Origin of the sequence: Algoriphagus marinus (assembly GCF_001936475.1) — a bacterium.
GTDB lineage: Bacteria > Bacteroidota > Bacteroidia > Cytophagales > Cyclobacteriaceae > Algoriphagus > Algoriphagus marinus.
This window is the reverse complement of record NZ_MSPQ01000012.1, coordinates 1-20,804: the sequence shown is the minus strand read 5'-3', so window position 1 is coordinate 20,804 and position 20,804 is coordinate 1. Positions and strand designations below refer to the sequence as shown.

Sequence of the window (20,804 nt, the reverse complement as noted above, 5' to 3'; positions counted from 1 at the left end):
ATTTTAATCACCACCAAAGGATAAATAGCGGATTTCAGGAATTTATTTAAATCTACCCTTCAAAAAAAAATACTACTGAAAACCAAGTCATTAACTACCAAAAAACATATATCTAAAATTGTTTCTTTCAATTTGCTCTTGTCCTTCGAAAGGAAAATTTTACCTTCGAAACTCAAAATATAAGCATATGAGAACGTGGTTTTTGTGTAAAGTCAAATACGCTAAAGAGAATGAAGAAGGCCTTCTGAAGAATATTTCAGAGCAATACTTAGTGGATGCTGTATCATTTACAGAAGCTGAGGCAGTCCTTTACGATAGGTTAGCCTCCCAAATCAGAGGGGATTTTCAAGTTACTGGGATTTCCAAAAGCAATATTGTTGATGTATTTCATTACGAAGAGTCTGATATTTGGTATAAATGCAAAATATCCTATCTCGTAGCAGATGCAGATAGTGGCAAGGAGAAAAAAGTAACACAGTACATGATAGTCACCGCAGATGATGTGAAAAATGCTTTTGATCGAATTCAAGAAAGCTTAAGCAATATGTTGGTAAGTTTCAGAATCCCTGATATCGTAGAAAGCCCAATTGTGGAAGTTTTCCCTTTCGAAAAAGACGAGATCGCTGAGCAACTACCTCCTGGCAATTTCAGGCCTTTGTCTGAAGTTGAATCAGAAAACGAATAACATAAAAGGCCTCAAATTGAGGCCTTTTATGTTACTTTTAAATATGACAATTTTTAATTTTCAGGTTCTACTTGGGCGATTTCATACATGTTTTTACCATCCACTTGCACAGGTAAATAATAGGTGTCACCAATTTTGACATAAGTCTGATCACCGACTTTAACTTCTTCTCCGCCTTCAGGTAGCACGTCAACTATAGCACCAGCCGGAGGTGGAACTACAGTGTATCCGCCATCAGTTTTTTCGTAATAGGTATTTCCATAGTAGTAATTATTTACTGTTGGACTCACTTCTACCTCTTTAGCTTCGCTAGGTATTACTTGCACCGTAGCTCCTTGAGGTGCTTCTACTACCACATAACCATCCCCCTCTTGTACATAAAACACACCTTGATCGTAATGATATTGTTGATTTTCAATAGAGACGATAATAGCCGTAGTAGCTAATGCAGCTACAAAAAATCCCCAAGGATGCCATACCGGACCCCAATAAAAAGGTGTGTACGGATGATAGTAATAAGGTCGAAAACAGGAAAATCCGAACCCACCATAAAAATATGGAGGACGAGGATAAGGCCGATAAGGAGGACGATACGCTCGGTTATTGGTATTTCTTACGTTTACATTGACATTTCTACTATTATCAATGTTGACTCTATTATTATTCCCAATATTCTTGTTCCCAGAATTGATATTATTATTTCCTACACGATTATTAGTGGTGTTTCCTACCTTGTTATCCTTGATAGAGGATACTTTGCTATTATTAGTTGTTTTTGGGGATACTCTATTCGAGCCACCATTTAAAGTGGCTTTGGAACTGGAATTGGTAGCCCTGGTGGTAGGTCTGGATGTTGTTTTTGGTTTAGCAGATGTAGCAGGTCTACTAGTAGCAGGGCGAGAGGGTGCAGGACGAGAGGTTGCTGGTCTTGCTCCTCCCCTACCTCCTGCAGCAGCTCGCATCCGCTGAGCTTCTGCTATTTCAGGGAAAATCAACAAGCCAAGAACGCCTAAAAAAGCTCCTAATAATTTTATTTTTGAAAGTTTCATAGTTATTTCTCTTTTAAATCTCACTTCTGATTAAGCCAAGTTATTTGTTTTGCTCCCGGCGGAGGAGTAAAATCAAAAATGCTATTTGGATACGTTTGATTAAACTCCCAATCAGAAAAATCTACTTCATACTGGTATGCGTAGGGTTCGCCCAAATAAGTGATTAACGTTTTTACAGGTAAAAAATATAAATCATTTGAAATCCAAAGTTGAATCGTTACTGAATCGTTCGAACAGCCAATATGAAATACCCGCTGTCCATTTACGGTAGTTTGTCCTAGAAATTGAATGTAGTCCATCTCAGACACTATTTCCTTTGAAAATGAAGGATATAGTACATCTGCAGAAGTTACTTCGATTCCAAAATCGCTATATAACCAATCAAATGTCTCAATTAAATTATCAGGAGCATCTGCTATAGTATAGATATTATTAGTGAAGGAGTAATAGGCTACTTGCGATCCATTATAGCTGTATTTGTCCTCTTTTTGCTCTCCTGTTATCTTCGCCACAAACTTATTCGGACCTGCAATCTTAACTTGACTTCCGGTGAATTCTTTAATGAAGAAATTATTTGCAAAAGCTACATCTTTGGAGACATGAGTATTAAACCCAACAGAATTCAATTCTCCAAAAAGAGTACTCATCTTATCCAAAATCAGAATTGCTGTAGTGTCTTTTGAATTCTCTTGCGGATAGGCACTAAAACCTAAAAACAAGATGGTAAGCGTAAAACATATTTTCTTAATCATAAATCGCTTAATTTTTTTTTAAAAACGGTAGAATTAAAGTTACTGATTTACTTATAGAAGAACCAATTCAATGAACCAATCAAGCATCGATTTGATGATTGATTACAAATTCAATCAATTCGTCTAGTTCAATTTGTGCCCTCATGGTAGCGTCAGCGATATCCTCACGACTTACCTGAGCAGCAAAGGTTTTCTCTTTCAATCTTTTTTTCACTCCTTTCACTTCCATACCTACGTAACCCTCTGGTCTCATTAGCGAATAAGCATGGATCAACCCACTTAACTCATCGAATGCATAAAGCATTTTATCCATCTCGGAGACTGGTTCTACTCCAAAATATTTAGGTCCATGAGAAGCTATTGCCCGAATGATTTCCGGATCTAGATTTCTCTTTTCAAGTTCTTCCACAATTTTATTACAGTGGGTATCTGGCCATTTTTCCCAATCGGCATCATGAAGCAAGCCAGCTAAGTACCATCGATGTTGAACTTCTGGAGAATATCCTTTTGCTCCAGCATACCTCCGCATCAAATGCCCAACTTGTTGCATGTGGGTTATCAGCCTCTCGTTGCTAACCCATTCTTTTAAGAGTGCAAATGCCTCTTCGGTAGTGATTACATTTCCTCGATTATCTGGTGACCCAAATTCATCTCGATTTAATTTCATTTGATTATAATTCATTTTAAATGTGTTTTTATGTATTTTATATAAATAATTATGTTATTAAAATAATTAATACTTAAAACTAATTATCTTTGATTTATGATTGATAGGGAATCCGTCCATGCTCTAGGCCAAGTTGCTCTGACTTCAGAATATTTTCTGCAAATAACCTTGGACAAATCTGGCGAGGTTGCCTCATCAGATCCTAATATTGGCCCAATCCCCTCATTGTTTGAAATGAAAGATAAACCTATCTTTTTTTCAGACTGTTTTTTATCTTCTGATTGGCTGAAGTTTGAATCTCAAAGGTTAAAAGCTATAAAAAATTCGCATCAATCTTTTCTGGTGGAGTTGAATAAAATTAATTATCCAGAAAATGATACCATACCAACCAAATGGGAATTCTTTTTTATTTCTGAGGATTTTGAAACTTGCCTCGGAATTGGACACCCAATTCAGTCATCCAAGCCATATGAAGTCGGCTTAGGAGATTTTATGGATAATCCTTTTGGAGATAGAGAAATTTTAGACAGTTTGCTTGAAGACAAAATGATCGGCTTTTGGGAATTTGACTTCAATACCAAAACAGATAATATGAGTCAGGGATTAGGCCATATGCTTGGATATTCTGAAGAAGAGTTAAGTCAGAATAAAAGCATTTCCTGGCAAAAGCACATTTATCCGGATGATTTTCCAGGTTTGATGCGAGACCTAAAAAACCATTTTCGAACAACCGGGAATATTCCTTTTAAGAGGGAGTTTAGGATTTCATCCAAAAGCAATGAGACTGTCTGGGTATTAGGATTTGGAAAAACTATTCGCTGGTCTAAATCAGGCCTTCCTGTTAAAGTATTGGGGTTTCTTTTGGATATCTCGGATAGAAAAAAGCAAGAAATCTGGATGAAAGAACATCATCACTTCTTGCAAGAACTCGCCTTTGAACAGTCACATTCTTTGCGAGCTCGTGTAGCAAATATTTTAGGTATTTTAGAAATACTTGATTCGGAACCCAAAAATGAAGAGTCTCAAAAGCTTATCAATATCATCAAGGAGGAGACCAAAAAGCTTGATATTTCATTGAAAAAAAGTATCCGGGAATCAGTCCTTCAAAACAAATCAATCCAAGGAGAAAAAACTTTCTAAAAAAGGGACCAAAGTCCCTTTATAAATTCCTGATTTTCCATTTTGATTTCAAATAGCCCCAAACTATGCTGGGGCTCATGCTTTTTTTCCTCTTGAGGCTTCCATCATATCCCACATCTCTTGAGGTATCGCATCCAGGTTATTAAACTCTCCCGCACCCTTAAGCCATTCGCCTCCATCGATTGTAATCACTTCTCCATTCACATACGATGAAAAGTCCGACACCAAATAAGCCGCAATATTTGCAAGCTCTTGATGCTCCCCAACCCGACCTACAGGCACTTTTTTTGCAGGATCAAATTTCTTGACCAAATCACCTGGAAGTAATCTGCTCCATGCTCCTTCTGTTGGAAAAGGTCCAGGAGCGATAGCATTTGACCGAATTCCATATTTTGCCCACTCCACTGCAAGAGATCGAGTCATCGCAAGCACTCCAGCTTTTGCGGCTGCTGATGGAACTACATATCCAGAACCTGTCCAAGCATAAGTAGTCACGATATTTAAAAATGTTCCTTCCTGTTTAGAGGAAATCCAGTCTTTTCCCGCAGTAAGGGTTACCTGAGATGTACCTTTCAAGACTATATCCAAAACAGTATTAAACGCATTGGTTGAAAGCCGCTCAGTCGGACTGATAAAATTACCTGCAGCATTATTCAATACAACATGGATTTCTCCCAATGCTGCTTTTGCTGCTGACCACATCTGCTCGACTTGATCAATATCCCTGACATCACATGCTAAGGCCACCACTTTCCCGCCCTTCTGGGACATCATTTCATTTGCGGTCTCTTGAAGGACTTCGATCTTTCTGGAAGTAATCACAAGGTTGGCCCCGAGCTCTAGAAAATACTCTCCCATTGATCTTCCGAGTCCAGTCCCACCACCGGTAATTAAAATATTTTTTCCCTTCAGCGTTCCTTCTTTTAACATGCCTTCGGCTCGTATCATAGTCTATTTGGTTTATCTTGGTTTATCGTTTTGGTCTAAGATAAGGATTTCGGTCTGGTATTTGAAAGAAGAAAATTGAAACATTTGAAATTCTTATTCACAAATGAAAAACCAGTATTCACTTTTACTATTGTTGTTATTCCCTTTACTTTTTGCTTGTGAAGAGGATGAGGATAAAACAATTCAGACTGACCTTACGATGGAGGCTAGTCAACTTTTTAACATTACTAACAGCTGGGGAGAAAGTCTTTATTTTGCTATGTTAAGTTGGGAAGATTATCAAGCTGTCAACCCATATGATCTTCCAGGATGCCCGAGAATAGTATTAGAACAAAGTTTAAAGCAAGTCACTTTGGAGTTTTTGCCAGATTCAATGTGTATTAAGACAGGTCAAGCCAAGCGTTCAGGAAAAATCATTTTAGACTATACTCCTGAAAATTCAAGTACTGGGAATTGGATCTTAGAATATCAGAATTATACCATAAATCAAGATTCATTGCATGGCACTCGGAGATTCTCTAAATCGAATTTCAATAAAGTGAAGGAGCAATTTGACGATCTAATCCTTAAAACCAATAATGGTGTCAATTCTACTTTTTCCGGAGATATAGATCATACTATTGCTAGGCTAAGATTAGAATTAATTGGTATAAGTTCTTTGGGAGCTGTCACAGGAACCAATCCAGCCGGAAGAAAATTTACAATAGATCTCACCGATCCAAGACAAATTCTGGTATCATGTAGCAAGGAAAATGAAATTTTACCCATATCTGGCAAAGAATCCTGGACGGTAGCCCGAGGAGCCAGTAAGAGTGTAATTCATAAAATCAACTACGAATCGACTGGTAATTGCCAGGTAAATGCGACTGTAACCTTAGCTGATGGGAGAAGCCTTGTTTTAACACCCTAAATGAAAAAAAGCCCCGAATTTCTCCGAGGCTTTTGACTGTTCGTTGATTCTAGATTAATATCTGTAATACTCCGGCTTGAATGGTCCAGCGACCTCAACTCCGATGTATTTTGCCTGATCTTCAGAAAGAGAATCTAACTCCACTCCTAATTTGGACAAATGAAGCATTGCCACCTTCTCATCCAAATGCTTTGGAAGAACATATACTCCTACTTCGTAATTTTTATAATTTTCCCAAAGCTCCAGCTGCGCCAAAGTTTGATTTGTAAACGAGTTGGACATTACAAATGAAGGGTGGCCAGTAGCACAACCTAAATTGACCAATCGTCCCTCAGCAAGAATAATGATTTCTTTTCCGTCTAGATTATATAGATCGACTTGAGGCTTGATCACATCTTTAGTATGTCCATAGTTTTTATTCAACCATGCCATATCAATCTCGTTGTCAAAGTGGCCGATATTACAAACAATAGCTTTGTCTTTCATAGCCTTAAAATACTCACCATGAATGATATCCTTGTTTCCAGTAGCGGTCACCACAATGTCAGCCTCTTTCACTGCATCCGCCATTTTCTTAACAGCGAAGCCGTCCATTGCAGCCTGTAAAGCACAGATCGGATCTATCTCTGTCACAATCACTCTTGCTCCTGCACCTCTAAGAGAAGCTGCAGATCCTTTTCCTACGTCTCCGTAACCTGCGACTACTGCCACTTTTCCAGCCATCATTACGTCAGTAGCTCGTCGAATAGCATCTACCAAAGATTCTTTACAACCGTATTTGTTATCAAATTTTGACTTGGTCACAGAATCATTCACGTTGATTGCAGGCATCGGAAGTGTTCCGTTTTTCATCCGCTCATACAATCTATGCACTCCAGTAGTAGTCTCTTCAGAAAGTCCTCTGATACCAGCTACCAACTCAGGATACTGATCCAAGACCATATTTGTCAGGTCTCCACCATCATCAAGAATCATATTCAATGGCTGCTGATCTTCACCGAAAAAAAGTGTCTGCTCGATACACCAGTCAAATTCCTCTGCGGTCTGACCTTTCCAAGCATAAACTTGAATACCTGCTGCTGCAATAGCGGCTGCCGCGTGATCTTGGGTAGAAAAAATATTACAAGAGGACCAGGTCACCTCTGCTCCCAAGGCCTTCAAGGTTTCAATCAAAACAGCAGTTTGGATTGTCATGTGAAGACATCCAGCAATTCTTGCACCTTTCAGTGGCTGAGATGAACCAAATTCTTCTCTTAACGCCATTAAACCCGGCATTTCCGCTTCTGCAAGTTTAATCTCTTTTCTTCCCCACTCTGCTAGAGAGATATCCTTTACTTTGTATTGGATGAATTTTTCAGATTTAGTTTCTGACATGTTTATGTGTAGTTAACTGATAAAATACTTGTAAAACAGGCACAAAGGTACCCCATAAAATTTGGAATCGGAAATGACTTCAGTAGTTTAGGAATACAATCTCTTTTAACCCAAAAAGTTCAATATCACCTGATTCAAGTTCCACCTCTAACTTTCCTTCTTTGGAAACACCAGAAATCAATCCTTTAAATTCACCTCGATCATCCTTAAAATTACTCCATTCGCCTTTCAAGTAAAGATGATACAAGTATTCGTTTTTGATTTCTGCCCAATTACCTCTTTTTAAATGCAAATATCCTTGCTCAATTTGAGTAATAAGAAGTCTAAACAGTTCTTTAAGATCAAACTGGTTACCGGTGATATTTGCCAAAGAAGTTGCTTTCGTTGATTCAAATGACTGCTGGTTGATATTTATTCCAATCCCAACCACTGCAAATTCCCATCCATCACCGGAAAACGTATTTTCAATCAATACTCCTCCTATTTTACCATATTCTGGAACAATTAAATCATTTGGCCATTTAACTTTGATAGACGTAATATATTCTTGTAATAACTTTCGGATACTATTTGAAATCGCCATATTCAAATAAAACTGTTCCGAAAGATCCATGAAAGAGGGTTTAAGTACCAGCGAAAAAGTAAGGTTTAAGCCCTTTTCTGAAAGCCATTTATTACCCCGCTGTCCTTTTCCACGTGTTTGATGTTCACAGATAATTATAGTCCCTTCGTGAGCTACTTTCTCTTTGATCATTTGAATAGCTTTGTCATTCGTGGAATGACACTCTGGCAGGAAATGAACATCTTTCCCCAAAAAAATCGTATTGGCAAGAATTTTATACATAAATTTTGAATCCGGCGAAAATCTAAGGAAAACCCGATAGGGTAAGTAAAATTAAATGAATAATATGACAGCAGAAGAGCTGAGCAAAATAATTGTAAAAGGAATGGAAGACAAAAAGGCTTCCGACATAATTGTAATGGATTTAAGAAATATCAAAAATTCTGTTTCAGATTTTTTCGTTCTTTGCTCTGGTAATTCTGACACTCAACTTGAAGCAATTGCTGATTCAATTGAAGAGCATGTGTTTAAAGCAGGAGAAAAAGGACCTTGGAAAAGTGAGGGAAAAAGTAGCGGACAATGGATCTTGATGGATTATGTGAACGTTGTTGCTCATATTTTCCTTAAAGATAAAAGACAATACTACGGACTAGAGGATCTGTGGGGAGATGCAAAATTCACCCGAATCAATTAAAAGTCTTCAAACTTTAACTACCTCAAACCGTTTTACCATAAGTTTATAGAATCATCACTAAGCAATGAGCGATACAAAAAAAAGTAATAAAAAATTCGTCCCTAAGGCACCTCAAAAGCCTAATTTTCAACTTTGGCTAATCATAGTAGCAGTTTTGGTATTAATAGGCCTTACTTGGGTTCAAAACCGAAACTCGGTCATTGACATCACTCAAAAACGATTTGAGGATATGTATGTGGCTGGAGATGTCTCCAAAGTGGTTATAATCAAAAATATGGAAAGGGTGGACATCACCCTGAACAATACTGGACTGAATAATCCAAAATACAAAACAGAATTGGAGTCTAATTCTGCATTTTTCAACCCAGCTGGACCTCATTATTCGTTCCAAGTGGCTTCTTTAGACAAATTTGCCAATGACTTCGATGCCTTAAATGAAAAAGTAGATCCAGCAAATCGAACAGAATTAGATGTCGCAACAGAGGAAAACTGGGGTAGCTACTTTTCAAGCTTTGGATTCTTGATTTTGCTATTTGTGCTATTTTGGTTTATGATGCGAAGAATGGCTGGACCTTCTGGACCAGGCGGACAAATCTTCAATGTTGGAAAATCAAAGGCTCAGCTTTTTGACGCTGAGAATAAAGTGAAAATCACATTTGACAATGTGGCAGGTCTTGATGAAGCAAAAGAAGAGGTTCAAGAAATTGTTGAATTCCTCAAAAATCCCGGAAAATTCACGAAACTAGGCGGTAAAATTCCGAAAGGAGCGCTACTCGTAGGCCCTCCAGGTACTGGTAAAACTTTATTGGCTAAAGCCGTCGCTGGCGAAGCAGGAGTTCCATTCTTTACGCTGTCAGGTTCCGATTTCGTTGAAATGTTTGTCGGAGTAGGTGCAGCACGTGTTCGGGACTTATTTAAGCAAGCAAAAGAAAAAGCACCTTGTATCATCTTTATAGATGAGATTGATGCGATCGGTAGATCCAGAGGAAAAGGTCAAATGCCTGGCTCAAATGACGAGCGGGAGAACACCCTAAACTCTCTTTTGGTAGAGATGGATGGTTTTGGTACAGATACTGGAGTTATCGTAGTTGCAGCAACAAACCGTCCGGATGTATTGGATAGTGCCTTGCTTAGACCAGGACGATTTGATCGTCAGATTTCTATTGACAAGCCAGATATCAACGGTAGAGAGGCAATTTTCAAGGTTCACTTGAAGCCTATCAAAACTGCTGACGATGTAGATCCTAAGAAATGTGCAGCCCAAACTCCAGGTTTTGCTGGTGCAGAAATTGCCAACGTATGTAATGAAGCAGCTTTGATAGCAGCTAGAAGAAATAAAAGCGCGGTAGATATGCAGGATTTCCAAGATGCAGTAGATCGAGTAATCGGAGGTCTGGAAAAGAAAAATAAAATTATTTCTCCTGATGAGAAGAAAATCGTGGCTTACCATGAAGCTGGTCATGCTGTTGCAGGTTGGTTCTTAGAGCACGCTGATCCTTTGGTGAAAGTAAGTATTGTACCTCGTGGAGTGGCCGCGTTAGGCTATGCTCAGTATCTTCCAAAAGAACAATTCCTTTACCAAACAGAGCAGTTGGTAGACGAGATGTGTATGACATTGGGAGGAAGAGCGGCCGAGCAGATTATTTTCAACAAGATATCTACAGGCGCATTAAGTGATCTTGAGCGAGTGACTAAGATGGCATATTCTATTGTTTCAGTATATGGAATGAATGATAAGATTGGAAATGTTTCTTTCTATGATTCCAAAGCTGATGGATATAAAATGACCAAGCCTTATTCAGAGACCACCGCTGAGACAATCGATGAGGAAGTAAGAAAATTGATTTCTTCTGCCTACCAAAGAACTTTAGAACTGTTGACCTCTAAAAAGGCAGAGTTGGAGATTTTGGCAAAAGAGCTTTTGGAAAAAGAAATCCTTTTCCAATCGGATTTGGAAAAGCTAATTGGTAAGCGTCCTTTTGAAAAAGAAACAACTTATCAAGCGTTTACAAATAAAAAAGAATCTGCTCCAGAAGTAGTCACTGATAAATTAAGCACCCCTGAAATAAAAGGTGAGGCTGAAGTACAAGGTGAGGCGAAGGTACTCCCTGAGGAAAGTAAATCAGACAACTAATATTTTTAACAAAAGCCCTGAATGATTCAGGGCTTTTTTATTTTTGCATTCGCACCTTATCTTTCAAAATGCAACCAACCACTTTGGATATTCAGCTGAATGGAAAAAAACTGTTCTTTGCTTCCGATTTTCATCTTGGAGCTCCAAACGAAACCGAAAGTAAACTACGCGAAAAAAGGATCATCCGTTGGCTAGAGTCAATTTCAAAAGAAGCAGCAGCCATCTTTCTGGTTGGGGATATTTTTGATTTTTGGTTTGAATATGGTCAAGTTATTCCCAAAGGTTTTATACCCTTTATTTCTAAAATATCACAACTGAGAGACCAAGGGATTCCAATCTACTTTTTTACTGGAAACCATGATTTATGGATGAAGGATTATTTCACTGCGGAATTAGGAATCCCCATTTTTCATGAACCAATACTTCTACGAGTAAATAATGAAAAGATACTCGTTGGACATGGCGACGGATTAGGTCCAGGAGATTACTCCTATAAAATCCTTAAAAAAATCTTCACCAATCCAATTTCAAAATGGCTTTTTCGATGGATACATCCTGATTTTGGAGTTAAACTAGCCAAGGCTTGGTCTGGCCATAGCAGAATCACGAATATCGCAAAAAATGAAAGCCATTTCTTGGGAGATGATGAATGGCTTTGGCAATACTGTAAAGAAGTGGAAGCTGGTACTCATCACGATTATTATATTTTTGGCCATCGACATTTACCTTTGGAATTAAAAGTTTCTGAAAATTCTACTTATTTTAACTTAGGTGAATGGGTTAACCAAAATACTTTTCTTGAATTTGATGGTGAAAAATTTGAACTGATTGAATTTAAAAAATGAAGAAATTCATCTTGCTCTCCTTTTTTCTAGCTTCTTTCCAATTGATGGCGCAGGATAATAAGCTGGGGAATCCGATTGCTGAAATCCAGTTAGAGAATCTTGATTTAATATCATTCGACAATAAAGACAATCTTTTTGCGAGCAATACGTCTGGAGATATTTACCAGTTTGATCGATTCGGAAAAAAAACAAATCTTTTTTCCCCTTCGAGGCAAGGAAGATTAAATCAATTGGAGGCAGCTTGGACTGTGAACATATTCAGTTTTTCTGCGGACTTGCAAGAGTATAGGATATTTGATCGTTTCTTGAATCCTTTAGCTGAAAACAACTTACTACTTGCTGATGTCAATCTTGTAAAAGCTGCAACCTTTGGAAACAATAACACAGTCTGGGTTTGGGATGAATCAGATTTAAGTATCAAATCTTTGGATTACCTACGAAACCTGGTTATCCAAAGTCAACCATTGAATCTGATTTTGAATTCAGATGATTTAGAGGTCCTTGAGATAAGGGAATTTAAAAATCGGCTATTTATGAATATTAAAAATGAGGGAATTTTCATATTCGACAACCAAGGAAACCTGATCAAAAAGATTAAAATGGTGCTAAACCAAAAAATGTGTTTTTACAATGAATATCTCCTTTGGACTGAAGAAGGCTTTTTAATGAGTATATCAATCAAATCACAGTCAATTTTTAAAATCGCTCCAATCGAAAATTTAGAACCCGAAACCATTCAAATTGGCCAAAATCGATTGGCCCTGATCCAAAGGGGTAGAATTATCCTTTATGAATTACCAAACTGGTTAAAATCCCTACGCTGAGATAAAAAAAGCAAATCCATTTCTGAATTTGCTTTTCCTTTTTTTAAACAAACAATTTCTCAGCTGATTTTGACTAGTTCAATCTCAAATATCAAATCTTTCCCAGCCAACTGGTGATTGGCATCCAAAGTGATTTTTTCCTCGTCAATATTCACCACCACCACTGGCATAGGCTGACCATTTCCACCTTGCAGCTGAAGCGTCATTCCGATTTCAGGCTTAATATCCGCAGGAACTTGAGCTACAGGTACATCGATCATCATATCTTCTCTTCGCTCTCCATAGGCTTCCGCCGCTGGAATAGTTACTGTTTTTTTGTCTCCGATCGCCATTCCATGAACAGCCGTATCAAAGCCTTTGATCATATTGCCATCTCCTAGTGTAAATCCAAGTGGAGCTCTGGAAACGGATGTATCAAACACACTTCCATCTTCTAATTTGCCGGTGTAATGCACTTCTACTGCATCCCCTTTTTTAGCTTGCATATTCTTTCGGTTTAGTAAACCACAAAGTTACAAAAAACTCTGAGGGCATAAAATCAGCACAAAACTGTCCGATTTTAAGATAAAATCGTACACTTTCGTACACCTATTAATGGAAAATCCCTTCAAAGCCTTTAAATTAGGCTTGGCACTATTTTCCCAATACATCATTCAAAGAATCAACCATGGAGAACCAAGACTTAGGAAAAATCCTCATTATTGATGACAATGAAGACTTATTGTTCGCTGCAAAAATGCTTTTGAAAAAGCATGCTAAAGAAGTAATGATCGAAAAAGATCCGCGAAGAATTCCATTTCTGATCAATAACAATAACTACGATGTGATCTTATTGGACATGAATTTCCGGGAAGATACAACCTCCGGAAAGGAGGGATTTCACTGGCTTAAGCAAATCAAAGAAATTGATCCTAAAGCAGTGGTAATTCTAATTACTGCATTTGGAGATGTGGAAATGGCCGTACAAGCCTTGAAAGAGGGCGCGACTGACTTTATACTTAAACCTTGGCAAAACGAAAAACTCATCGCAACTCTTTCCTCTGCAATCAAGCTTAAAGAAAGTTACAATGAAGTGGACAAGCTTCAGAAAAAGCAGAAACAACTTCAAACCGATCTAAAGAAACCCTATAGCGATATCATTGGGCAGTCTGCTTCAATGAAAAACATCTTCTCCATAATCGATAAAGTCGCTCAGACCGATGCGAACATTTTGATTTTGGGGGAAAATGGAACAGGTAAAGAACTCATCGCTCGTGCAATTCATGAACGTTCACATCGAAAAGACGAAATCTTTGTAGGGGTAGATATGGGGTCCATCACCGAATCCCTATTTGAGTCAGAACTATTTGGACATAAGCGAGGTGCATTTACTGACGCCAAGGAAGACCGAGCTGGTCGATTTGAAGTAGCGGACAACGGAACCCTTTTCCTCGATGAAATTGGAAATCTATCTATGCCGCTTCAGTCTAAATTATTGACCGTATTGCAAAAGAGGGAAGTGACACGGATCGGTACTAACAAAGCTATCCCTGTTGACATTCGACTTATATGTGCCACCAATATGCACGTACATGAGATGGTAATGGAAAACACCTTCCGTCAGGATTTGCTTTACAGAATCAATACCGTAGAAATATTTCTACCACCATTACGCGAGCGTCACGATGATATCCCAGTTTTGGCTAATCACTTTTTGAAGAGCTACGCACAGAAATACCGAAAAGAATTCAAAGGGTTTACTTCCGCTGCGATGGACTTGCTTCAGCGCTATGGATGGCCGGGAAATATCCGGGAACTTCAGCATGCAATAGAGCGAGCAATTATCATGGCAGAAGGAAATGAATTGGACTCCCGTGATTTCTTCTTCCTTTCGGCAAAACCAGCGTCTGACAAAGCACCTCAAGCAGTCACACTCAACTTGAATGACATGGAACAGACTACCATTCAGAGAGCTATCGACAAAAATGGTGGAAATATTTCCAAAGCTGCAAAGGAACTAGGCTTGACTCGGGCATCTCTCTATAGAAGATTAGAAAAATATGGACTATAAGGTTGGTTTACTGGGAAGAATAGCCTTTTTGGCAGCCTCCCTTTTCCTGCTTGCCTTCACCATCTTTGATGAATGGGGAGTCTTTATGATCTCTCTTTTATTGATTTTAGTGATTTTTCAGATTATTTATCTCCTTCGTTACTCCGAAAGCTCCTTTCAAAAAGTCCGAACCTTCCTGGACAATATCAAGCAGGATAAATATTCCCAGCTCTACCCTGTCAAATTTGATGGGACCGAAACCGATGATCTTCACATCGAATTCAACGCCATACTGGCAAAGCTAAAAGAAGATCAGGCAGAGAAAGAAGCAAACTTCCAATACTTCCGCTCAGTATTTAAACATCTGAGTATCGGTCTAATAACCTTTGGTGAAAACGGTCAAATTCAGATCATCAATACAGCTGCAAAGCGAATTCTAAACGTAGAAAATCTAATCAACATCACCGAAATAGAAGGTATCAATAAAGAGCTTCACTTGGCAATCCAACATCTCAAAACAGGAGGTAGCGAACTCATCAAAATCGCTCATCCGGACGGTATCATGCAGCTATCTGTCTATGTAATTGAGCTTCTGATGCGTGGGGAAAAATTTAAACTCGTTTCCCTGCAAAATATCCAATCCGAACTGGAAGAGAAGGAAATGGAAGCCTGGCAAAATCTGGTGAAAATTCTCACCCACGAGATCATGAACTCCATCGCCCCAATCTCTTCACTAGCTGGTACAATCAAGGATGATCTGGAAAAGAAGATCGATTCGATCTCCGAACTCACACCTCAAGATCTGGAGGATTACTTGATGGGAATAGCTACTATCGAAAAACGAAGTCAAGGTTTGACGAGCTTTGTATCTGACTTCCGGTCTTTGGCACATATTCCAGCACCGAAGTTCAGCAGCATTGCAATCGGAAAGCTCTTTGATCAATTGGAAATACTACTACAGCATCAACTGGAATCTGGAAAAATTACCCTGAACAAAGTTCTCGATCCTAAGGAACTGATTCTATTTGGCGACCAAACCCAGATCGAGCAAGTTCTAATCAATCTGACACAAAATGCCATTCATGCTCTAGAGGACGCCGAGGAAAAAGTAATCACGCTCCATGCTTACATCGACGAATCAGGTAAGATCATTTTGGAAGTCGCTGATACAGGAAAGGGAATCGAAGAAGAAGCACTAAGTAAAATCTTTATCCCCTTTTTCACCACCAAGAAAAAAGGGTCCGGCATAGGCCTGAGCCTCTCCAAGCAGATCATGCGTCGTCACAAAGGGAACATACAAGTCAAATCCAACCCAGGAGAAGGCACAACCTTCAAGTTGATTTTTAACGGATAGTAAGGATCGGAAGAAAAGTAAAGTCAGTAAGAAGAATGCGGAAAATCACAAGCTTCGAAATGAGTTTATGGCTATTCAATTGAAAAAAGGATTTCTTATAACCGATAGAAGAAAAGATTTAACTTCAAATGGGCGAAAACAAATTTCATATTTAGAGAAATTTAAGGTCCTCCGGTTATGAAAAAATCTACAGCTCTGCTTCTTTTTTTTGTGCTGGCAAAGTTTTCACTTCAAGCAATTGTGGTACATCCTGACTTTGATCTACATCGAGATGAGTTTCTACATTTAGATCAGGCGAATCATCTGGCTTGGGGCTATCTTTCTGTTCCACCACTGACATCTTGGATATCAGTCATTATTTCTTGGTTGGGAAATTCGGAGTTTTGGATTCGCTTTTTCCCGGCTCTATTTGGGGCTTTAACTTTGGTTTTAATCTGGGATTTGGTCGAGAGATTGGGCGGAAGTCTTTTTGCCAGAAGTCTTGCAGCCATCACTTTGCTTTGCTCCGCGTTAATTCGCCTGAATATTCTTTTCCAACCTAATTCGTTAGACATTCTTTGTTTTACCTTGGTTTTTTATACCCTGATTAGGCACTTTCAAACGGAAAAAAATCACTGGCTGTATATACTAGGACTGAGTTTTGCGCTTGGCTTTTTGAATAAATACACCATTGTATTCTTGGCAGCAGGCCTCTTACCCGCCCTTTTATTAACCAAAAGGAACATTTTTCTAAAAAAACACCTTTATGGCGCTTTGATCTTAGCCTTGTTCCTAATAAGTCCAAACCTGATCTGGCAAATTCAAAACGGTTTCCCTGTTCTCACCCATATGCAGCTCCTGAGCAGCACACAGTTGGTAAACAACAGCAGAATTGGATTCCTGATGGATCAACTACTTTTCTTCTATCCTTCACTACTGGTTTGGGTAGCTGGATTAGGGGGCTTACTTTTTTGGAAAAAGCAAAGCGAGTTTCGTTTTGTTGGTTGGACTTTTCTGTTCACCATGGGAATTTTCACCTATTTCCAAGCCAAAGGCTACTACGCCATCGGTCTTTACCCCTTGCTTTTGGCTTTTGGGGCAGTTTGGATTTCAAGTACAGTGGAAGCTTTAAAACCTGCATCTAGCAAAATAGCAAGTGCAGTGATTCTCATCATGCCGCCACTGCTTTTCCTTCCAGCAATCACTTTGATTCACCCATTTTATTCCCCAGATCACATACAATCAAATCCTCCAAACTATGCTAGACTAGGATTGAGCCGCTGGGAAGATGGGAAAGAGCATCCTATCCCACAGGATTTTGCGGATATGCTAGGCTGGAGTGAATTAGCGGCACTGGTAGATTCGGCCTATCAACTTATGCCTGAGAAAGACCGAACATTGATCATTTGTAGTAATTATGGTCAAGCAGGAGCGATTAATTTCTATTCTAAAATCCCCGAACTCGAGGCCTTGACTATGAATGCGGATTACTTGTATTGGTTTGATTTGGAGCAAAAAGTGGATCATTTGATTTTAGTCTGGGAAGCTGATGAAAAAATCACACAACGCGAAATTGGTTTTTTTGAGGAATATCGAGAAATCGGAAAAGTCACTCATCCCCTAGCCAGAGAAAAAGGGACAACAGTTCACTTTCTCAGAGCGGCCAAAGGTGACATCAATCCTGTACTTCGTGAAGAAGTGAAAGAAGAAAAGAAAGTATGGGAAGAGAGAAATTGAAAAGCCTTTTCTGAAAAATTTTGGAGTAAGGGACCTGGAAGCTTAGGATTAAATCAAAATCTGCTCATTCGATTTTTTTCAATAACACAACTAAATGAAAATGGATAAACACAATCCAGAAAAACAACTACTTATACTCTTCAAATTAGCATATTTAAAGAGCACTATCCATATACCCAACTCTGTAATCCTCAAAAAAACTTTAGGAATTAAAACCTGAAAAATCAGATTTAGTCTCAGCCTTTTAAGGAAAAAATAATAACCTAAAGTACTGCAGAAAAAAAATAGGGCTTTTAAAAGCCCTATTTTTTACATATTATCTAACTAGCAGTTTATTTATTGTTGAGAATTTGACATCGCCATTTTTAAAAAATGCTTTTACTTGTATTTGATATACACCTTCATCTGCGTTTACCCAATTGAATGTAAATGGAGAATTAACAGAAGAACCTAGCAAAACACCATCTTTATAATATTCAATTTTTTGGACTTCACTTACAGGATTTGAAGCTGAAGTTTTAATTGATACCGTGGTATTTTTTTGTACAGTACTATTATTAAGTGGAGAAGTAATTCTTACATCCGTATCTTTTTGAAATTGGGCTATTAAAATTTTTCCTCCTGAAGTGGGTGCAGGTGCAGTAGTGACCTTGTACGCCTGACTCGAACCATCATCAGGTAAATTAATACTTAAATCATCAATATAATATGTGGTAATATTTGGGACCGTTTTATCTGCGTAGGCATTAATGCTATATTGGTTAACATCTACCTCAGGCCTTAGCGTATTTCGAAGTCCAGTGTCGATTACTAAAACATCATCTTGCCATAGCAAAACTCTACCATTGTTACCTTTGTCCTGAATAATTCGCATTTGAATTTTCACCCATTTGTTTACAGGTAGATCAATTCCAACGGGAGCTTTCCAAACCACATTAGTTGTACCACCCCAAAATTTTTGAAGATCAGCCAGAGTAAGGTAATTTGCTCCCCTTGAACCAGCACCACCCCTTACATCTATACCGACAGAAAAATGGGGATTGTTTATTTGATCGGGCCCAGTACCTGGACCTCCTGGCGCAAATTTAACACCTTTAGTTTGAAGTAAATTGAACCAAGCATTATTTGGATCTAAATCTATTTTAGCTGGAAAATATACATATTGTGTAAAAATAATATCCTTGTTTGCAGCTATTTCTTTCCACCTAAAGTTCCTTGTACCATGCGAATTACCACTTGTTGTATTTATAGAAAGTTTAAGAGAATAGTTTCCCGTTCTAGCAAAAGTAGTTGATGCTACACTGTTTCCGGTTCCACTATTAAATTCTCCTCCTCCCCCATCACCAGTCCATTCTTTCTGATCCCCATTTTCATGACCAGCTGACCATAATAATTGACCCAATTTATTGGATGGTGTATTGTAAAGAACATTTCTTTTCAAAACAAAACCTTCATTTTCGGGTGAATTGTTTAAAGTCACTGGGGCGTATGGATTTTTTCCCGAAATCTCATCTTTTCCAACACCAAGGTTTTCGAAAATAGTTACGAAAAAAAATAAGATAATTAAATTTAATTTTATTAATGAATTAGTTTTCATAATTATTCTTTTTTTATTCCAAAGGTTAGTTCTAAACATATTAATAATTTAAAATTACCATAAGATTTAATTTATTCCCTCTATTAATCAATTCCTAAATCGAAAGTATCTAAACTAGTTTTTATACTGCTAATAGCATTCCAATAATTAGTTGGATACTATCTTCTCGAAGGAGGTTTAAGTTTTTTACTTTAAAGATCTGGCTTTAGTTTCTTACAGTTTAGGCAGAGTAAACACATCATCCTCTAGAAGTTTAACCAGACTTATCATTTTTTGATAAATCTCTTACTTGAAATATTATTTCCATTTGCGATTAATTGCAAAACATAAACTCCATTTTTCAAATCAGATACATCAACAGTTACTGTAGAATCTTCAGATCTTCCATTGAAGGTTTTTTGAACGACACCATCCATAGATATCACTCTTAATTCAAGATCATAGACGTCATCCAAATTTGTAAAGATTACATTAAGGAATTCTGTTGTTGGATTTGGACCTATTACATAATCCAATTGCACACCACTAACTTCTTTTCTAGCGCTCAATGTCATTGGTTCTGAATAGACAACTGAACCTTTTGCATCAATTGCTCTAGCAACTAGCTGATGATCACCTTCTGGAATATTTTTCCATTGGAAAACGTAAGGCTGCGTTTCAGACTCCCCTAATAATTCTCCATTTAAAAGATACTCTACAAAATCAACCTTGTCTTCAAATTCAAGAAGTTCTACTTTAAGGTCTAAATTTTCTCCAGTTTTCACTTCTCTTTTGTTATTAGGAGAAATCAATTTTACAGCAGCTTGATTTCTTTTTAAAATCCTAATTGGCACCTCACTTGTAGATATTTTTGTACCGTCACTATATACTAATTGGGCTGTCAAATCATGATTGCCTTGTCGGGCGTTAGTCCAAACGAAGTCATAAGGTGCTGTTGATGAACTTCCAATTCTAATATTTCCTCGGAAATAATCGATTCTATTGATAGGATTATTATTATCAGGAATCTCCACTTTAATAGAAACATCATCCCCCGCAATAAATACAGCATCTTTTAATGGATCTAAAATTTGGAATATTTGTTGGATTTTCTCCTTAACCAGAATAGATACAGGCTCTGAAATTTTAAAGTTGTTAGGATCTTCGCCAATTGCTTTTGCAGTAATCGTATGTTGGGTTACTGCGGGAGACAACCAAGTGAATCCAAATGGACTGACATTAGAGGAACCGATAAGTTGGTTTCCGCTATAATATTCCACCTTCTTAACTGTTTCATCAGATCCTTGGAACATCACTAATAATTCAACATTCTCATCTGAATCAAATTCCTGATTATTAACAGGAGTAACAATAATTATCTCCGGAATGACAACCTCGCCTTCAGCAGGTGTAGTCTCAACTACGGTAATATTTACAACTCCAGAAATAGTAGCTGTTCCTTTGTTATCCGTTGCCTTTGCAGTCAAAGTGAAGTTTCCTACCGAAAGATTTGTCCAGGCAAAGCTGTATGGGGAAGTGGTATCA

At 38.1% G+C, this 20,804-nt stretch carries 19 protein-coding genes; 10 read left to right on the top strand and 9 right to left on the bottom strand.

Features of this window, described 5'->3' with window-relative positions:
* Positions 1-187: 187 nt before the first annotated feature.
* Positions 188-685: a DUF4494 domain-containing protein gene (locus tag BVC88_RS16885; RefSeq protein ID WP_075351901.1), complete on the top strand. Its 498-nt coding sequence runs from the start codon at positions 188-190 to the stop codon at positions 683-685.
* Between the two features lie 53 nt (positions 686-738).
* Here the strand turns inward: BVC88_RS16885 and BVC88_RS16880 are convergent, their stop codons facing one another.
* The 3 genes from BVC88_RS16880 to BVC88_RS16870 form a co-directional block, all read right to left on the bottom strand.
* Positions 739-1,734 carry a DUF6515 family protein gene (locus BVC88_RS16880; RefSeq protein ID WP_075351900.1) on the bottom strand — a complete coding sequence of 332 codons (996 nt, stop codon included), beginning with the start codon at positions 1,732-1,734 and terminating at the stop codon, positions 739-741.
* A gap of 20 nt (positions 1,735-1,754) precedes the next feature.
* A complete protein-coding gene (locus BVC88_RS16875; RefSeq protein ID WP_075351899.1) occupies positions 1,755-2,486 on the bottom strand; it encodes a DUF2092 domain-containing protein in 732 nt (243 codons plus the stop codon).
* A 79-nt stretch (positions 2,487-2,565) separates the two neighbouring features.
* On the bottom strand, positions 2,566-3,168 hold the full coding sequence (locus tag BVC88_RS16870; protein ID WP_075351898.1) for an HD domain-containing protein: 603 nt from the start codon (positions 3,166-3,168) through the stop codon (positions 2,566-2,568).
* Between the two features lie 81 nt (positions 3,169-3,249).
* On the opposite strand from BVC88_RS16870, the gene BVC88_RS16865 reads away from it, so the two are divergent.
* Positions 3,250-4,293 carry a PAS domain-containing protein gene (locus BVC88_RS16865; RefSeq protein ID WP_075351897.1) on the top strand — a complete coding sequence of 348 codons (1,044 nt, stop codon included), beginning with the start codon at positions 3,250-3,252 and terminating at the stop codon, positions 4,291-4,293.
* Between the two features lie 75 nt (positions 4,294-4,368).
* On the opposite strand, the gene BVC88_RS16860 is transcribed toward BVC88_RS16865, so the two are convergent.
* Positions 4,369-5,241, bottom strand: coding sequence for an SDR family oxidoreductase (locus tag BVC88_RS16860; protein WP_075351896.1), 873 nt, complete (start codon positions 5,239-5,241; stop codon positions 4,369-4,371).
* Between the two features lie 103 nt (positions 5,242-5,344).
* Between BVC88_RS16860 and BVC88_RS16855 the strand changes: the two genes are divergently transcribed.
* A complete protein-coding gene (locus tag BVC88_RS16855) occupies positions 5,345-6,151 on the top strand; it encodes a hypothetical protein (RefSeq protein WP_075351895.1) in 807 nt (268 codons plus the stop codon).
* A gap of 54 nt (positions 6,152-6,205) precedes the next feature.
* Here BVC88_RS16855 and ahcY read toward each other — a convergent pair whose 3' ends face one another.
* Together ahcY and BVC88_RS16845 are read right to left on the bottom strand one after the other, a co-directional pair.
* On the bottom strand, positions 6,206-7,525 hold the full coding sequence (ahcY, locus tag BVC88_RS16850; protein ID WP_075351894.1) for an adenosylhomocysteinase: 1,320 nt from the start codon (positions 7,523-7,525) through the stop codon (positions 6,206-6,208).
* Between the two features lie 79 nt (positions 7,526-7,604).
* Positions 7,605-8,369 carry a biotin--[acetyl-CoA-carboxylase] ligase gene (locus BVC88_RS16845; protein WP_075351893.1) on the bottom strand — a complete coding sequence of 255 codons (765 nt, stop codon included), beginning with the start codon at positions 8,367-8,369 and terminating at the stop codon, positions 7,605-7,607.
* Between the two features lie 64 nt (positions 8,370-8,433).
* Between BVC88_RS16845 and rsfS the strand changes: the two genes are divergently transcribed.
* From rsfS to BVC88_RS16825, 4 genes are all read left to right on the top strand, one after another.
* Positions 8,434-8,781, top strand: a complete 348-nt coding sequence (gene rsfS / locus BVC88_RS16840; protein ID WP_075352005.1) for a ribosome silencing factor — start codon at positions 8,434-8,436, stop codon at positions 8,779-8,781.
* A 64-nt stretch (positions 8,782-8,845) separates the two neighbouring features.
* A complete protein-coding gene (ftsH, locus tag BVC88_RS16835; protein ID WP_075351892.1) occupies positions 8,846-10,915 on the top strand; it encodes an ATP-dependent zinc metalloprotease FtsH in 2,070 nt (689 codons plus the stop codon).
* Between the two features lie 68 nt (positions 10,916-10,983).
* Entirely contained in the window at positions 10,984-11,760 is a 777-nt protein-coding gene (locus BVC88_RS16830) for a UDP-2,3-diacylglucosamine diphosphatase (RefSeq protein WP_083639139.1), read from the top strand.
* A complete protein-coding gene (locus tag BVC88_RS16825; protein ID WP_075351891.1) occupies positions 11,757-12,584 on the top strand; it encodes a hypothetical protein in 828 nt (275 codons plus the stop codon). Before BVC88_RS16830 ends, BVC88_RS16825 begins: the two co-directional genes overlap by 4 nt.
* A 59-nt stretch (positions 12,585-12,643) precedes the next feature.
* Here BVC88_RS16825 and BVC88_RS16820 read toward each other — a convergent pair whose 3' ends face one another.
* Positions 12,644-13,069, bottom strand: coding sequence for an FKBP-type peptidyl-prolyl cis-trans isomerase (locus BVC88_RS16820; protein ID WP_075351890.1), 426 nt, complete (start codon positions 13,067-13,069; stop codon positions 12,644-12,646).
* A 182-nt stretch (positions 13,070-13,251) separates the two neighbouring features.
* Here BVC88_RS16820 and BVC88_RS16815 point away from each other — a divergent pair, with 182 nt between their 5' ends.
* The 3 genes from BVC88_RS16815 (at position 13,252) to BVC88_RS16805 (ending at position 17,683) form a co-directional block, all read left to right on the top strand.
* Entirely contained in the window at positions 13,252-14,634 is a 1,383-nt protein-coding gene (locus BVC88_RS16815; protein ID WP_075351889.1) for a sigma-54-dependent transcriptional regulator, read from the top strand.
* The gene (locus BVC88_RS16810; RefSeq protein ID WP_075351888.1) at positions 14,624-15,967 is read left to right on the top strand and encodes a sensor histidine kinase; all 1,344 of its coding nucleotides are present in this window, start codon (positions 14,624-14,626) and stop codon (positions 15,965-15,967) included. The genes BVC88_RS16815 and BVC88_RS16810 overlap by 11 nt, the downstream gene beginning before the upstream one ends.
* Before the next feature lie 177 nt (positions 15,968-16,144).
* Entirely contained in the window at positions 16,145-17,683 is a 1,539-nt protein-coding gene (locus BVC88_RS16805) for a glycosyltransferase family 39 protein (RefSeq protein WP_075351887.1), read from the top strand.
* A 316-nt stretch (positions 17,684-17,999) separates the two neighbouring features.
* On the opposite strand, the gene BVC88_RS16800 is transcribed toward BVC88_RS16805, so the two are convergent.
* Together BVC88_RS16800 and BVC88_RS16795 are read right to left on the bottom strand one after the other, a co-directional pair.
* Positions 18,000-19,319: an Ig-like domain-containing protein gene (locus BVC88_RS16800; protein WP_075351886.1), complete on the bottom strand. Its 1,320-nt coding sequence runs from the start codon at positions 19,317-19,319 to the stop codon at positions 18,000-18,002.
* 227 nt (positions 19,320-19,546) lie between these two features.
* Positions 19,547-20,804, bottom strand: a 1,258-nt coding sequence (locus BVC88_RS16795; protein WP_217694770.1) for an Ig-like domain-containing protein, incomplete at its 5' end; no start/stop codon positions are given.